This is a genomic window from Klebsiella africana, assembly GCF_020526085.1.
GTDB lineage: Bacteria > Pseudomonadota > Gammaproteobacteria > Enterobacterales > Enterobacteriaceae > Klebsiella > Klebsiella africana.
This window is the reverse complement of sequence record NZ_CP084874.1, coordinates 3,521,875-3,537,227: the sequence shown is the minus strand read 5'-3', so window position 1 is coordinate 3,537,227 and position 15,353 is coordinate 3,521,875. Positions and strand designations below refer to the sequence as shown.

Below are 15,353 nucleotides of genomic sequence, written 5' to 3'. Positions count from 1 at the left end.
CATGGAGTACAGCAAAATTATAAAAGAGGTGGGTCGCGGTAAGAATCATGCCCGCGATCTCGATGAAGAGACCGCCCGTGCGCTCTACGCGCGGATGCTGAACGGCGAGGTGCCGGAGCTGGAGCTGGGGGGAATATTAATCGCCCTGCGCATTAAAGGCGAAGGCGAAGCGGAGATGAAAGGTTTTTACGCGGCGATGCAGCAGCATACGCTGCGCCTGACCCCGCCGGCCGGCAAGCCGATGCCGATCGTTATCCCCAGCTACAACGGCGCGCGCAAGCAGGCGAACCTCACGCCGCTGCTGGCGATGCTCCTGCACAAGCTGGGATTTCCGGTGGTGGTTCACGGCGTCAGTCACGATCCCACCCGGGTGCTGACCGAAACCATTTTTACACTGCTGGACATTCCGGCCACCCGGCATGCCGGACAGGCACAGGCGCAGCTGGAGGGGCATGAGCCGGTGTATATCCCGGTGGGCGCCTTCTGTCCGCCGCTGGAGAAACAGCTGGCGATGCGCTGGCGGATGGGCGTGCGCAACAGCGCCCACACCCTGGCCAAGCTGGCCACGCCGTTTGGCGAAGGGGAGGCGTTGCGTCTCTCCAGCGTGTCGCATCCGGAATATGTGCCGCGGGTGGCGAACTTCTTTCGTGAGACCGGTGGCCGCGCGCTGTTGATGCACGGTACCGAGGGCGAAGTGTACGCCAACCCGCAGCGCTGCCCGCAGATCAGTCTGATCGATGAGCAGGGCGTGCGGGTGTTGTATGAACGCCAGACTGCGACGGTAGCGGAGGCGGTGGTTCTGCCGGCCTCGAAAGATCCCGAGGTCACCGCACGCTGGATCGAGCGCTGCGTCGCAGGCGTAGAACCGGTGCCCAACTCGTTGAAGATCCAGCTTGCCTGCTGTCTGCTGGCCAGCGGAGAAGTGACGTCGCTGGCGCAAGGGCTAAGCCGCGTCGACGACTGCTGGTGATCGGATCTACAGGATAAAAAAAAGCCCGTCCGGTGGCTCGGACGGGCAAGGCAAGGGTATTAAAGGTCTTTTCAGGGTTAATTCAGTGGCTTACAGAGGGATACAGCGATTATTTATAGATAACCGCAGTACCGCTCAGTTTGTTGTTGGTGTTAGCGGACGTGATGCTGTAGCCGGTCGCGCCAGCGGCTTCGGCTTTAGCAGCCAGTTTTGCTTCCAGACCATCTAAAGTGGTTGCGCCTTGCGCAGACACCACGCCAATTTTATTCATGCTTTCAGCCTGAGCGGGGGTAACCGGTTCGGCGGCAAAGGCGCCGAAGGAAAGAGCAGTCAGAGCGATGGCAGCGGCAGCATATTTGATGTTTTTCATAGTTAATCTCTCGCAGGTTGTTCTGTTCAGGGGACGATGTTCCGTCGATGTGATAAGTATCACGCTTTTCTGCGGGAGATAAAATCGAATGAAATTAACAGTCTTCATCGATTTTTTTGAATGATTAATAATTTACTGATTATTAATAAATTATTTCTCATTCTGTTCGTCTGACGGCGAAGCGAGGAACACCGGCGCGCTTAAGGGCACATATTGCGACTTTTTCCGCCAAAAAATGTGCGCGAAAAGATAATGCGAATGGCTGTCATGAACGGTAAAGGAAAGTCAGCGTAACTGGCTATCCTTGGAACCACGGCGATTATATCCTGAAAATGTATTGTTATGTAAATCTTTCTCCTGCTGGCACTTCACGCAGTATCTGACCCCGGGGATGGCCTGTCGACGGGCCTCCGGAATCGGCTCTCCGCATTCATCACAAAATTTGTTGCTTTCGCCGCGTGGAAGCTCGCGGCGGGCGCGAGCCACCGCATCGTCAATGGTGCTGTCGATCTGATCCTGAACGGCGCCGTCGCCTGCCCAACCTGATGCCATCGTCTGCCTCCTGTAAAAGGTTATTGATAAATTATAGCTGAACCGTACAGCCGGTTACCGCTGCTGGCGGCATTGATCCGCCAGGCTATCGCCCCCTGACGGTGGGCCTTATCCGCGAGGGCAGCCGCCAGATCGTCCAGGGTGCTGGCGCCGGAGGCGGAGACGGTGCCGACAGGGCGGAGCGGCCCCTCATAGGGCAGTACGGGTGGCGATGGCAGGGGAGAGGCCGCGGTGACATGAGCGGTGAGCGCCGCAGCGAACAGCAGCGAGGTGATTTTCATCAGCATATCCTCATAAACAGCATGGGACATAGCTTAAGTGTAGGCCTTTCCAGACCGGACGATAGGGAGTTTTTAATGCAAAACAAGGCGTTTTGCATGCTACCGGCGCAGGGGAGGGCTACTCTGGCCGGTAGATTATTTAGCGGGCGTCAGGGCGGATCATGTCAAAGCGCAGACTGTCAGCAATACCGTAATAGGCGCTCGGGCCACCGGCGCGCAGGATAGGCTGGGCCCGGGCGGTTTGATAGATACCGTTGTCCAGCAGAGATTCATCAATATGCACGGCGACCACTTCGCCGAGCACCAGCCACGTATCGACAGGGTTGCCTTCGGCGGTGGTGAGCTGAATACACTGCGACAGCCGGCACTCAAAGTTCACCGGGCTCTCCGCGACCCGAGGGGCGCTGACCAGGCGGCTGGCGGCGGCGGTGAGACCGGCGCGCACGAATTCATCCTCATCGTGCGGGATCGAGGCGGAGGTTTCGTTCATCGCGGCGGCTAGCGGGCGCGTCGCCAGGTTCCAGACGAACTCTTTCGTTTCGATGATATTTCGCACGCTGTCTTTCCAGCCGCTGCTGGCGAAACCAATGATCGGCGGCCGATAGTTAAAGCAGTTAAAAAAGCTGTATGGCGCCAGATTACGCTGACCCTCAGCGTCCTGTGAGGCGATCCAGCCGATCGGACGAGGTCCGATAATCGCGTTCAGCGGGTCATGCGGCAGGCCGTGGCCCTGCGAAGGTTGATAAAAGTACATGCTGCACCTGTCACGGATAATAGAGATATCCAGACTCCCTTATTTACCGCGCCGCCGTCAACGGGTATCTTACGCGGCTGTTCAAAGGAGATTGCCCATGAAAGCCCAGAAACCGGGGTTACACCCGCGTAACCGCCACCATCAACGCTACGACCTGCCCGCGCTGTGCCAGGCACATCCTGATCTGCAGGGATACATTACGCTCAATCCGCTGGGTGAGCAGACTATTGATTTTGCCAATCCGCAGGCGGTCAAGGCGTTGAATAAAGCGCTGTTGGCGCATTTCTACGCGGTTAAACACTGGGACATTCCTGACGGCTTTCTCTGTCCGCCGGTGCCCGGGCGGGCCGATTATATTCATCATCTGGCGGATCTCCTGGCCGGAGACAGCGGCGAGGTGCCGAAGCAAGCCACGATCCTTGATATTGGCACCGGCGCCAACCTCATCTATCCCTTGATCGGCGTTCACGAGTATGGCTGGCGCTTCACCGGCAGCGAAATCAGTCCGCAGGCTTTCGCCAGCGCGCAGGCTATTGTCAATGGCAACCCCGGCTTGACCCGGCAGATCCGTCTGCGTCGGCAAAAAGAAAGCCAGGCTATCTTCCATGGGGTGATCCATAAAAACGAGACCTATGACGCCACGCTGTGTAATCCGCCGTTCCATGACTCCGCAGAGAGCGCGCGGGCGGGCGGGGAGCGCAAGCGTCGCAACCTCGGACTCGGCGCCGACAGCGGGCTTAACTTTGGCGGTCAGCAGCAGGAGCTGTGGTGTGAAGGGGGTGAAGTGGCCTTTATCTCACAGATGATCCGCGAAAGTCAGGCCTTCGCCCGCCAGGTGAAATGGTTTACCTCGCTGGTATCGCGCGGCGACAATCTGCCGCCGCTCTACCGCCTGCTGACCGAGGTTGGGGCAGTGAAAGTAGTGAAAAAAGAGATGGCCCAGGGGCAAAAGCAAAGTCGCTTTATCGCCTGGAGCTTTATGGACGACGCCAAACGCCGTCGTCCGCTCTAACTACTCTGCGGCCGGGCTGTCGGCGCCCGGCATCGGCAGCTGCTGCCAGGTCTGTACCGGCGCGCGAACCCCGGCGCGGTCGAAGTGCTGTTTCACCTGGGTGTCGAGAGCAAAGCGCACCGTCCACTGCTTCAGCGGCAGGGTGGTGAAGCTGACGCGCAGCGTGAAAGCGGTATTACTCAGCCCCACCAGCCCGGCGAACGACGGTTCACCAATGATCAGCCCGCGGATCTCCTCCTGGGCCAGCAGATCGTCCACCGCCGCCTTCAGCGCCTGGCTAGCTTTATCCAGATCCTCATGACGGTCGACATCATAGTTGGCGACCACCGAGCCAATGCCGCGCACGAAGTTGGCAAAAGTGGTGATCGAGGACCAGGGGATAATGTGATAGGCGCCGGTATCCTGGCGCACCCCCACGGAGCGAATCGACATGCGTTCCACGGTACCGGTCAAAGGGCCGATGGTGACCAGATCGCCGGTGTTCATCCCGTTTTCAAACTGGATAAATATGCCGGTGATAATGTCTTTGACCAGGGTTTGCGCGCCAAACGAAATCGCCAGCCCTAACGCCCCGGCGCCCGCCAGCAGCGGCGCAATGTTTACCCCAATTTCCGAGAGCAGGATCATTACCGTGATGGTGCTGATCACCACCGCCAGTGCGTTGCGAAACAGCGTCAGCAGCGTCCGGGCCCGCGCGCTGGGCAGCGGACGGCCATGAATATCCGATGCCAGCCGGTTTTCAATCAGGCTGGCCAGAACCGTCCAGCCGATGGCGGAGAAGAAGAGGATCAGGGCGATGCGGATCAGCACATCCACCGTTTTTTGCCCGGCATCGTTGTGCAGCCATTCCCGGAAGTCAAACAGGCCCCAGGCGCTCAACAGCAGCATGATGGCGACGCAGACGGTGAGAATGCGCGCCGCCTTCAGCGAGGCGGAGATCCAGCCATTGAGCCGCTTTTGTAGTTCAGGATAGTTGCGCTGGGTCGCGGGCGACAGGGTGATGGTTTTGGCTATCCAGCGCGACAGGATGCCAGACACCAGCGCCGCGCCGCCGATAATCGCCAGGCTTTGCAGGGTGGCGCCCATCATGAACTTCAGACTGTTACCCGGATCGAACAGGGAAAAGAAAAAGAGCACCACAAAGTAGGCGCAGGCCAGCCAGTGCCAGACCAGCGCGAAGGCGCGGATAAACAGGCTAAAGAAGGCAAGTGAGTGGTCGGCCAGATGGATCAGCCCCTGAGTAATCACCGCTTTGTTATGAAAGATCAGATACAGCGCCCACAGCGTGATGCACAGCATAATCACGACGTTAGCCAGGGCGCCAATCTGCACATTCATCTGGTTGGAAATAATCGGTACGGCGACGATCAGGCCGTAGCCGATCAGGCTGCTGAGTGCGCTCAGGCGCAGACTCCAGTATGACGCGGCCTCGTCGCTGAGATTAAAGGGACGCAGGGGCGGGATGCGTGGGCAGAAAATGAGTCGCAGAATGGCTTTAAAGAACTCAATCAGCGCGAAGGCATTGAGGAAAAGACTCTGCTGGAAGGCGATGGTGGGGTTATTACCATTCAGGCGATCGCTTAACAGCTGACCGACAAACAAGGTCAGCGCCAGCAGCAGCAGGTCAATGATAAACGCCCCGGCGATGGTCAGAGGCAGCTGAAGCCAGTTACTACGATCGCGATTTTTATGCCGTCCCCATTCGCCCATTTTGCGATACAGCGGCAGCGCCGCGAGGCGCACCAGCCACCAAAAGGCAAACACCAGCCCGGCCAGCAGTAAAAAATGCCAGGCTGCGCTGGTAAAGGTTTGCGGATTAAATGGCTTATGCGGTGAGCCGGTGATATTGCGCCACAGCTGGGAAAAGCGTGATGAGAGCTGTTCGCCATATTCCCGACTGATCTGGGTGACGTTCTCCAGTACCGTGGTCTCTTCTTTCACCGCCGGTGGCGTCAGCGTCGGGGTGCTGTCGGGCGGCGGCGTGGCGGCCGCTTTCCGCAACTGGTCAATGAGCTCCTGACGGGCGCTATCGTTAGCCAGCACGTCAGCCAGTGCGGCATAAGCCGCTCTTTTCTGTTCCACATCGGGTTCGCTGGCGCTGTTTTTATCAGTGTTTGCCGTCGGCACGCCGGGCAGGGTGGCGGCGGAAAGCGGGGCAGTAAACAGTGCAGCGAGCAAAAGCAGGATCCACGGCATGGGCACCTCCGTTGCAACGTAAACGGGTAAGTATAGAAGCCGCTGGCGGAAGGGGAGGGAAGAGGATTCCGGAAAAGCGGCTCTCTCCGCGGGGGAGAGAGCCGTTGTGGATCAGGCGACGTGCTGCAGAAATTCACGCAGGCGCGGGCTGGGCGGGTTTTTCACCAGCTCCTGGGGATTGCCGTCTTCAGCAATGCGTCCTTTATCGATAAAGATCAGTCGTGAGGCCACTTTTTCGGCAAAGCCGATTTCGTGGGTCACAATCACCATCGTCATGCCTTCTTCCGCCAGATCCTGCATCACCTTGAGTACTTCATGGCGCAGTTCCGGGTCGAGCGCGGAGGTCGGCTCATCAAACAGCATCATCTTTGGCTTCACCGCCAGCGCGCGGGCGATGGCTACACGCTGCTGCTGGCCGCCGGAGAGTTCAGACGGATAGTGATGCGCGCGCTCAGCCAGACCGACTTTCGCCAGCAGATCTTTCGCCTGCTTCTCTGCCGCCTGCTTGCTGGCGCCGCGGACCCGCAGCGGGCCAAACATCACATTTTCCAGCGCCGTGAGATGCGGGAACAGATAAAACTGCTGAAATACCATCCCGGCTTCCTGACGGATCAGACGTTCGTCCACCTTCGGGTCGTTGACCTTCAGGCCATCGACAATCAGATCGCCGCTGGTGATCTCTTCCAGTTTATTGATGCAGCGCAGCATCGTTGATTTACCGGATCCGGAAGGGCCGATAATGACCACCACCTCACCCTGATTAATCTTCAGGGAGATATCGTGCAGCACCTGGGTCGGGCCAAAGTGCTTGGAAACGTTTTTAAATTCAATCACAGGATTTTCATCCTTCTTTCAAGACGACGCAGAATAAAGCTCAGGACCAGGGTGATAATCAGGTAGATCACGGCAACGGCGCTCCAGATTTCCAGCGCGCGGAAGTTGCCGGCGATGATCTCCTGTCCCTGACGGGTCAGTTCGGCGACGCCGATGACGATGAACAGTGACGTGTCCTTGATGCTGATGATCCACTGGTTGCCCAGCGGCGGCAGCATACGGCGCAGCGCCAGCGGCAGGATCACGTGGCGAATGGTTTCCCGACGCGACAGACCAAGCGCCAGACCCGCTTCGCGGAAGCCTTTATGAATGGAGAGCACCGCGCCGCGGGTAATTTCCGCGATATAGGCGCCCGAGTTTATCATGATGGTCACTACCGCTGCGGAGAAGGGGTCGATGCGCAGGTCGCTAAAGGCCATCGGCAGCGCAAAGTAGATGAACATAACCTGCACCACAATCGGGGTGCCGCGAATGATTTCAATAAACACCAGCGCGATGTGGTTGGCGATCCAGCCGCCGAAGCAGCGGGCGAAACCGGCCACCAGACCGATGATCAGACCGCCGGCCAGGCCGAGGACGGAAATCCACAGCGTCATTTTGGCGCCTTCCAGCAAAATCGGAATGGCAGGCCAGATGGCACTCCAGTCAAACTGCATAATACGTTCCTGTTACCGTGTCGAGAGCAGAGGAAAGCCTCCGCCAAAATACTGTCTTCCAGCGATTCTGTGCCGGAGGACTGTTGTGGTGTCGCCGGACGCAAGTCCGGCGAAGTGGATTCTTATTATTTTGGTTCAGTGCCGAACCATTTTTTATAAATTTCGTTGTAAGTACCGTTCTCGCGCAATGTTTTCAGCGCACCGTTCACTTTCTCACGCAGCTCGTCGCTGCCTTTCGGGAAGGCGATACCGTAGTTTTGCGCTTCCAGTGATTCCCCTACCGCTTTGAACTTGCCGTTGCCCGCGGTTTTAATGAAGTAAAGAATATTCGGCGTATCGTGCAGCACGGCATCAGCGCGGCCGGTACCCAGCTCCATGTAAGCGTTATCGATGTTCGGGAACTGACGCAGATCTTTGGTTTTGATATTGGCTTTCGCGTAGTCCACGGAGCCGGTACCGCTCTTCACCGCGACCACTTTACCGTTCAGATCTTTGACATCTTTGATGTCGTTATTATTGGCGTTGACCATCACCAGCAGGCCGCTTTTGTAGTAGCCGTCGGAGAAGTCGATCGCTTTTTTACGCTCGTCGGTAATGGTGATCCCCGCCAGCGCCAGATCGATATTTTTGGTTTGCAGCGCCGGGATAATGCCGCTGAAGTCCATCGGCTTCAGGGTGTAGTCGAGCTTCAGCTCTTTGGCGATGGCTGCCCACAGGTCAACGTCGAAACCCACATACTTATCGCCTTGCTTGAATTCGAACGGGACGAACGCCGTATCGGTGGCGACAACCAGCGTCTTATTGGCGGCATGGGAAGAAACCGCAAAAGCCAGGGTCAGTGCAGCCAGTGAAACTTTAAATACAGACTTCATAGCATTTCCTTTTATATCCACGGGACGATCCCCTGCGAGAACGACTAGCCTTATGAAAAAATCGTGCCACTTTTACAACCTGTTGTTTTTCAACAAACGAAGCGGTAGGGGTTGCACAATATCGATCATTTCATGCAGCGCCTGCACCATAAAGGGGCGTTATTTTGGTGCATCAGCAGGTAGCTGAATAACGAGCCCATTTTTAGCGCAAACCCTGACGGGAAAACAATCTTGATGTAACGATTGTGTGAGGTGATTATTACAAATGTTTTACTTTTGCGCGCATTTTCATCAATATGCTGCCCTAAAAAGGTGCACGAACCGCTGTTGATGAATGGCTTGAGAAGAATAGAGACAGGACGAGCGGTAGGGGAAGCAGAAGACGCCGCCGACCGGGATGCGGTCAGCGGCAAAGCCTTACTCGATGTTGGCTTCAATGAACCACAGGAATTTATCCAGGTCGCGAGAAGCTGCGGTGAAGATATCCGCAGTGTCTTCGTCTTTCGCTTCGTCGATCGCCTTACGTACATCGTTCGCCACTACCGCGTAGCGGTCAGCCAGGGCTTTCAGGTGATCCTGAACGTGATGGATGTCCAGCGGGTAGCTCTGCAGCGGGGTTTTGCTGTTAATGACCTGGGTGGTACCCAGTGCGACACCGCCCAGCTGCACGGCGCGCTCGGCCATGGTGTCCAGGTGCTCGGTCAGCGCGGTACGGAAGCCATCCAGCATTTCGTGCACGGCGATAAAGTTCGCACCGCGCATATTCCAGTGTGCCTGCTTGGTGATAAGTGACAGGTCAATGAACTGGATCACCTGGCGATTCAACAGCTCAATGGTCGCTTTCTTTTCGCTGTCGGCGACATCGTTGCGGGTATAGACCAGATTAGACGCTTTTGATTTAACCAGTTTTGCGGTACTCATCGTTTCATATCCTCTTGATAATGATGCTCGTCACACTTCAAATCGGAATGATGTGGAGCGTTGTCCCAAGTAACTTCGGGACTAAGTATAGCAAGGGATTTTAAGTATGAGGCATCGGCAGGCTATATCACTCCGATAGTGCAAAGTGGTTGGTTATTTAAAAATAATTGTTATATCAGTGTGTTAGATGATAAAGGCGGGCCCGCATCTGCTGCAGGCTGCCGCCGTAACAGAATGTTAATTGATATCGACTTGCTTAATTTTACTCTGCCGCTGCATGGTCAGCGTGGCGCCCATTGAGGCGATGATAATCGCGCCGAGCGCCAGGGTCTGGGAGAGCTTCAGGGTTTCACCGAGGAAGATCATACCGGAGAGGGCAGCTAACGCTGGTTCAAGGCTCATTAGCGTGCCGAAGGTGCGCGTCGGCAAGCGCGTCAGGGCCATCATCTCCAGGGAGTAGGGCAGCGCGGTGGAGAGAATAGCGATCCCCAGACCCAGCGGCAGCAGCGACCACTGCCACAGCGTATCGGTGGCCTGCACCATGCCTAACGGCACAAACACCAGCGAGGCGATAAGCGACCCCATCGCCACCGTGGCGGGCCCATGCTCTTCACCGGCACGCTGTCCGGTCAGGATATAGACCGCCCAGCACGCCCCAGCGCCGAGGGCGAACAGCGCGCCGGTTAAATCCACCTGCGCCACGTTCTGTCCCAGCGGCAGGAGATACCACAATCCGAGGATAGCCAGCGCCACCCAGACGAAATCCAGCGGGCGGCGTGAACCGAACAGCGCCACCGCCAGCGGGCCGGTAAACTCCAGAGCTACCGCGATGCCGAGCGGAATGCGCTGCAGGGATAAATAAAACAGATAGTTCATCGCCCCAAGCGCCAGACCGTACAGCAGCAGCGGCACGCGCTGCGCTGGCGAGAAACGTAGCCGCCATGGCTTGAAGACCACCACCAGAATCAACGTCCCGAGCGCCAGGCGCAGGGCGGTGACGCCCGGGGCACCGACCACCGGGAATAGCGATTTGGCGAGCGAGGCGCCGCTTTGAATTGAGGTCATCGCGACTAAAATCACTACTATCGGCAACCATGCCGCAGTTTTTCGGGATGGACCGGGCATCCTTTCTCCTGTCAGGTTTTGTCAAAAGTCGTAAAAGTTCCAGTGTACTGGAATTAGCGGGTAGCGGTTGAGCTAATGTTGAAAAAAACGGGGCTAAAAACAGTACAATGGCGAATATGGCTGAGAAATGCGCTCGTCGATTAGGATTAATCTGGATGCTTGCGAATTTCTTAATGAGCGTTAAGATGTAGGTTAACGACAAAAACTGTTGTTTTCCATATTGTTATAGAAATATGGAAACTTTTGGTTACATGAAAAAGTATGTTAGACAATGTAAACTCCAAAGAGTTTCCCAAAAATTTTTGATATATTTAAGGCTTAGGACTTATTAGAAACACATTTGAGGTGGTTATGAATAAAATTGCACGTCTTTCAGCACTGGCCGTTGTTCTGGCTGCATCCGTAGGTACCACTGCATTTGCTGCAACTTCTACCGTAACCGGCGGTTACGCACAGAGCGACATGCAGGGTAAAGCGAACAAAGCTGGCGGTTTCAACCTGAAATACCGTTACGAGCAAGATAACAACCCGCTGGGCGTTATCGGTTCCTTCACCTACACCGAAAAGGATAACACCAGCAACGGTACTTACAACAAAGGTCAGTACTACGGCATCACCGCTGGTCCGGCTTACCGTCTGAACGACTGGGCAAGCATCTACGGTGTTGTGGGTGTTGGTTACGGTAAATTCCAGAACAACAACTTCCCGAACCAGAAATCCGATATGAGCGACTACGGTTTCTCCTACGGTGCTGGTCTGCAGTTCAACCCGATCGAAAACGTTGCCCTGGACTTCTCCTACGAGCAGTCTCGTATTCGTAACGTTGACGTCGGCACCTGGATTGCTGGCGTGGGTTACCGCTTCTAATCACTCCGGTGATATGAAAAATCCGCCTCTCGGGGCGGATTTTTTTTGCCTGCTGGCAGGCGGCCCGGCCGGTTGGCCGGGAATGAACGATTAGTTGACCGTGAACTCATCGGTGCCGAGGTGGGAATAATCGACCTTCTGCAGCTGGAAGTTGGTGATATACACCGGACCGGCCTTTTGCTCGGAGATAAACCGGTAGCGCGGGGTGATCTCTGCCGCCTGAATCCCTGTCCACTGGGAAAAGAAGCTGAGAAAATCATTCGCCGAACGCTGCGCCTTAATCACTTTATGCGCTTTGTCATCGCTGGACAGCACCATAAACGGTACCTGGAAGTTCTGCTGGAACTTATCGTCATGTGCTAGATACTGCACCTCTTTTCCCCGCTCCTTGAACGCCAGGCCATGATCGGAAAAATAGGTCAGTGAAAAGGTATTGCCGGAGTTTTGCAACTGGCTATAGAGCTTAGCCAGCAGGGTATCGGTTTGCGTCATGCTGTAGAGATAGCAGGAAGTTTCTTTTGACTGGACGAACACCGTGTATTTGCCTTTGGTGCGGTCGCAGGCCTGCGGATGAGAGCCCATCAGATGCAGGACAATCAGCTGCGGCTGGGTGCGCTGGGTGGAGAGCACCTGCTCGGTCAGCTTTAATAACTGCTCGTCCTGGGTATTTTTATTGGCTTCGAAATCGCCGTTTTTCAGAAACTGGACTTCATCCGCACGTTTGGCAATGCTGGCGATAGCGGTGTCGTACTCGCCAATCTGCCCCTGGTTGGAGAACCACCAGGTCTGGAAACCCGCGCGGTTAGCGAGGGTGACAAAGTTATCCTGAAACTGCGGTTTGCCGTCGACCACCCGGTTAAGCGTCAGGCCGAGTGATTTCTGCGTCGAGCCGCTGGCAGCGACATAGTTGTTAAACAGATACCCGTTTACCGAACTGGCAAACGGCGTGTTGTCCCAGTGGCCACCGAAGGCGCCCAGGGCGTCGCGGCGCGCGCTTTCACCGATCACCACCACATAGAGATGGTACTTTGGCTTCACTGACAGCACGTGCCAGCTGTCTTTCATGCCGGCCAGCTGCGCCATCCGCGCCTGTTCGTCCAGCACCTCGTTGTTATTAACCACCACATCTTTGACAAAACGGAAGGCTGGGTAACCGGTGTCGATCACCTTGAATACCCCGCCCCAGGCGAGGTTTTGCACCGGCTGGAGAAAGAAAATCCCGATGCTGAACAGCAGGCCCAGCGTCTCCATTTTTCCCCAGCGGGTTTGCTCGACGATCCTGCGGCGAACCGCAATGACCCCGAGAGCGAAGATGAAGACCGCCAGCAGATAGTTGTACCACGGGAAGATGGTGAGAATTTCCGTGGATTCTTCCACGTTGGTGGCGTGCAGCGCCAGCAGGGTGTTGAAGTTGGGCGCGCCGTAGGCCTGGCCAAACGGGTAGTAGAGGGCCGCCAGCAGGGAATAGACGCCGACTACCCCTTTCTGCACGCGCGGAAAAGCGCGCCATAAAAGATGTAACACGCAGGTAAATGCCACGGTATAGAGCAGGCTAAATTCATAGCCCAGCGCCAGGTTAATCAACAGCGATTGTAAAAAGTAGAATCCTGTCCATGGGTTCGGTGCCAGTCGGCGGGCAACCAGCGTATCTTTCAGGGTGGTGACATTCATAGTAAACAATCAAAAAGAGGCCATGCGCATCCCCTGGCGTCAAGGGGTAAAACCTGCTGGACAGTGCGTGAAGAGGGTCTCTGCGCGCCGCGAATGTGGCAGGGCTGTGCAAAGATAGGGCTTGTAAATGGTAAGGTCAACCAGACATAACAGATTGTTTTGCGAGGGCGCTTACAAAACTTGAAAAAAGGTCAGGGAAACGGGGGGAACCGGCCATTTTACCGGCAAAAGATGACAGAAAAATGAAGCGGCGTACCGCGACGCCGCCTTAGGAATTGGGTTTGCCCTGCTGCGGTTTACCGTTGATCATCTCGCACAGCATACCGATCAGCATTAATCGTACTTTAAAGGGTGAATGGCTAAACACGTTTAAGCACCTCTTGAATTCGCTCATCTGCTCTCCTCCTGCCTGTTCACGCCGTCAATCCTTGATGGCTGTTTGCATTACATACAGATATAGCACAGGCTATATTTTATAGCTATGGCTAAAACGTTAATTTTTTGTGCTATTGGCGCAATCCATTACAATGTGGATCTTTTTATATGATGCTTGACGCGTCACACGAATGAGGAAGCACAATGAACCGTCGCGCAGGTAAGCCAATAACAAAAAAAGTGACGCAGTTAGTGAATGTTGAAGAACACGTGGAAGGATTCCGCCAGGTACGGGAAGCGCATCGCCGCGAGCTGATCGATGACTACGTGGAGCTGATCTCCGATCTGATCAACGAAGTGGGCGAGGCGCGCCAGGTGGATATGGCGGCGCGTCTCGGTGTTTCACAGCCCACAGTCGCTAAGATGCTCAAACGCCTGGCCAGCGTCGGTCTTATTGAACAGATCCCCTGGCGCGGGATCTTCTTAACCCCGGAAGGGGAGAAGCTGGCCCAGGAAAGCCGCGAGCGCCATCAGATTGTGGAAAATTTTCTGCTGGCGATTGGCGTTAGTCCGGAGATTGCCCGCCGCGATGCGGAAGGGATGGAGCATCATGTGAGCGAAGAGACGCTGGCGATGTTCCTGAAATTTACCCAAAAACAGGGATCCCAGGAAGCATGACTCTTCCCTTCGTCCAGTCGCTGCTGCGCGACCGGTTTTTACACCTGCTGCTGATTATCGCCTGCGTGCTCAGCGCCATCGTGCCGTTTGTACCGGCAAGCTGGCCGGCGGCCATTGACTGGCATACCATCGTCACGCTCAGCGGCCTGATGTTGTTGACTAAGGGGATCGAACTGAGCGGCTATTTTGACGTCCTGGGGCGTAAAATGGCCCGCCGCTTTGTGACTGAGCGCCAGCTGGCCATCTTTATGGTGCTGGCGGCGGCGCTGCTGTCCACCTTTCTCACTAACGACGTCGCACTATTTATTGTGGTGCCGTTGACGCTGACGCTGAAAAAGTGGTGCGCTATTCCGGTGAACCGACTGATTATTTTCGAAGCGCTGGCGGTGAACGCCGGGTCGCTGCTGACGCCAATCGGCAACCCGCAAAATATCTTACTGTGGGGGCGCTCCGGCCTCTCTTTCCTTGGGTTTATCGGCCAGATGCTGCCCCTGGCGGCGGCGATGATGCTGACCTTGCTGGTGCTGTGCTGGTTCTGTTTCCCGGCCAAGCGGCTAAGCTACCAGAGCAGCGACAGGGCGCCGTCGTGGCAGCCTAAGCTCGTCTGGAGCTGTTTGGGACTGTATGTGGTATTCCTCACGGCGCTGGAGATGAATCAGGCCCTGTGGGGACTGGCGCTGGTGCTGCTGGGCTTCCTGGTGCTGGCTCGGGCGGTGATCGTCCATGTCGACTGGTCGCTGCTGCTGGTGTTTATGGTGATGTTTATTGATGTCCATCTGCTGACCCAGCTTCCGGCCCTGCATCAGGTGCTTAACGGGGTAGGAACGCTTTCCGGCGGGGGACTGTGGCTGACCGCCATCGGCCTGTCGCAAGTGATCAGTAATGTGCCCTCGACCATTCTGCTGCTCAACTATGTTCCGCCGTCGATCCTGCTCGCCTGGGCGGTTAACGTGGGCGGCTTTGGCCTGCTGCCGGGTTCGCTGGCTAATATTATCGCCCTGCGCATGGCCGGCGATCGGCGCATCTGGTGGCGCTTTCATCTGTACTCCATCCCCATGCTGCTGTGGGCGGCGCTCAGCGGTTATTGGCTCTTCAAACTCAGCGCCTGATCTCAACAGAATCGCGCCATCAGTCACATCGATCGCCAGGATCGCCCCCCGTGGCGATCTTTTTTTGTCCGGCTCACAGAAACCGATCCCGGGCTTTGCTTACCTTTTCA

At 56.1% G+C, this 15,353-nt stretch carries 17 protein-coding genes; 5 read left to right on the top strand and 12 right to left on the bottom strand.

From position 1 onward, the window contains the following. The first annotated feature begins 1 nt into the window (after position 1). Positions 2-970: a DNA-binding protein YbiB gene (gene ybiB / locus LGL98_RS17120; protein ID WP_136029572.1), complete on the top strand. Its 969-nt coding sequence runs from the start codon at positions 2-4 to the stop codon at positions 968-970. A 109-nt stretch (positions 971-1,079) separates the two neighbouring features. Here ybiB and ybiJ read toward each other — a convergent pair whose 3' ends face one another. The 4 genes from ybiJ to LGL98_RS17100 all read right to left on the bottom strand — a co-directional run bounded on the left by ybiJ (position 1,080) and on the right by LGL98_RS17100 (position 2,927). Continuing rightward, on the bottom strand, positions 1,080-1,340 hold the full coding sequence (ybiJ, locus tag LGL98_RS17115; protein WP_004176772.1) for a DUF1471 family protein YbiJ: 261 nt from the start codon (positions 1,338-1,340) through the stop codon (positions 1,080-1,082). Positions 1,341-1,625: 285 nt separating this feature from the next. Beyond that, positions 1,626-1,892 (bottom strand): DksA/TraR family C4-type zinc finger protein, encoded by a 267-nt coding sequence (locus LGL98_RS17110; RefSeq protein WP_002895824.1) that lies wholly within the window; start codon positions 1,890-1,892, stop codon positions 1,626-1,628. Between the two features lie 20 nt (positions 1,893-1,912). Next, positions 1,913-2,173: a YdgH/BhsA/McbA family protein gene (locus LGL98_RS17105; RefSeq protein ID WP_136029571.1), complete on the bottom strand. Its 261-nt coding sequence runs from the start codon at positions 2,171-2,173 to the stop codon at positions 1,913-1,915. A 139-nt stretch (positions 2,174-2,312) separates the two neighbouring features. Beyond that, the gene (locus LGL98_RS17100; RefSeq protein ID WP_136029569.1) at positions 2,313-2,927 is read right to left on the bottom strand and encodes a flavin reductase family protein; all 615 of its coding nucleotides are present in this window, start codon (positions 2,925-2,927) and stop codon (positions 2,313-2,315) included. A 97-nt stretch (positions 2,928-3,024) separates the two neighbouring features. Here LGL98_RS17100 and rlmF point away from each other — a divergent pair, with 97 nt between their 5' ends. Beyond that, on the top strand, positions 3,025-3,939 hold the full coding sequence (gene rlmF, locus LGL98_RS17095; RefSeq protein WP_136029566.1) for a 23S rRNA (adenine(1618)-N(6))-methyltransferase RlmF: 915 nt from the start codon (positions 3,025-3,027) through the stop codon (positions 3,937-3,939). On the opposite strand, the gene ybiO is transcribed toward rlmF, so the two are convergent. From ybiO to rhtA, 6 genes are all read right to left on the bottom strand, one after another. After that, a complete protein-coding gene (gene ybiO, locus LGL98_RS17090) occupies positions 3,940-6,135 on the bottom strand; it encodes a mechanosensitive channel protein (protein WP_136029564.1) in 2,196 nt (731 codons plus the stop codon). It lies immediately after the preceding gene. Between the two features lie 111 nt (positions 6,136-6,246). Further along, complete coding sequence (gene glnQ / locus LGL98_RS17085; RefSeq protein WP_008805775.1) at positions 6,247-6,969, bottom strand: glutamine ABC transporter ATP-binding protein GlnQ; 723 nt, start codon at positions 6,967-6,969, stop codon at positions 6,247-6,249. Continuing rightward, positions 6,966-7,625, bottom strand: a complete 660-nt coding sequence (gene glnP / locus LGL98_RS17080) for a glutamine ABC transporter permease GlnP (RefSeq protein WP_002895837.1) — start codon at positions 7,623-7,625, stop codon at positions 6,966-6,968. Before glnP ends, glnQ begins: the two co-directional genes overlap by 4 nt. Positions 7,626-7,750: 125 nt before the next feature. Next, on the bottom strand, positions 7,751-8,497 hold the full coding sequence (gene glnH, locus LGL98_RS17075; RefSeq protein WP_004886198.1) for a glutamine ABC transporter substrate-binding protein GlnH: 747 nt from the start codon (positions 8,495-8,497) through the stop codon (positions 7,751-7,753). Positions 8,498-8,914: 417 nt separating this feature from the next. Further along, positions 8,915-9,418, bottom strand: coding sequence for a DNA starvation/stationary phase protection protein Dps (gene dps / locus LGL98_RS17070; RefSeq protein ID WP_002895841.1), 504 nt, complete (start codon positions 9,416-9,418; stop codon positions 8,915-8,917). A gap of 237 nt (positions 9,419-9,655) precedes the next feature. Further along, positions 9,656-10,543, bottom strand: coding sequence for a threonine/homoserine exporter RhtA (rhtA, locus tag LGL98_RS17065; RefSeq protein WP_136029562.1), 888 nt, complete (start codon positions 10,541-10,543; stop codon positions 9,656-9,658). Between the two features lie 351 nt (positions 10,544-10,894). Between rhtA and ompX the strand changes: the two genes are divergently transcribed. Further along, entirely contained in the window at positions 10,895-11,410 is a 516-nt protein-coding gene (gene ompX, locus LGL98_RS17060) for an outer membrane protein OmpX (RefSeq protein WP_008805777.1), read from the top strand. 90 nt (positions 11,411-11,500) lie between these two features. On the opposite strand, the gene LGL98_RS17055 is transcribed toward ompX, so the two are convergent. Both LGL98_RS17055 and mntS read right to left on the bottom strand, forming a co-directional pair. After that, positions 11,501-13,081, bottom strand: a complete 1,581-nt coding sequence (locus LGL98_RS17055) for a phosphoethanolamine transferase (RefSeq protein WP_136029560.1) — start codon at positions 13,079-13,081, stop codon at positions 11,501-11,503. A gap of 268 nt (positions 13,082-13,349) precedes the next feature. Beyond that, positions 13,350-13,475 carry a manganase accumulation protein MntS gene (mntS, locus tag LGL98_RS17050; protein ID WP_136029558.1) on the bottom strand — a complete coding sequence of 42 codons (126 nt, stop codon included), beginning with the start codon at positions 13,473-13,475 and terminating at the stop codon, positions 13,350-13,352. 185 nt (positions 13,476-13,660) lie between these two features. On the opposite strand from mntS, the gene mntR reads away from it, so the two are divergent. Both mntR and LGL98_RS17040 read left to right on the top strand, forming a co-directional pair. Continuing rightward, entirely contained in the window at positions 13,661-14,134 is a 474-nt protein-coding gene (gene mntR / locus LGL98_RS17045) for a manganese-binding transcriptional regulator MntR (RefSeq protein WP_008805779.1), read from the top strand. Further along, the gene (locus tag LGL98_RS17040) at positions 14,131-15,243 is read left to right on the top strand and encodes an anion transporter (protein ID WP_136029556.1); all 1,113 of its coding nucleotides are present in this window, start codon (positions 14,131-14,133) and stop codon (positions 15,241-15,243) included. The genes mntR and LGL98_RS17040 overlap by 4 nt, the downstream gene beginning before the upstream one ends. The last annotated feature ends 110 nt before the right edge of the window (positions 15,244-15,353 follow it).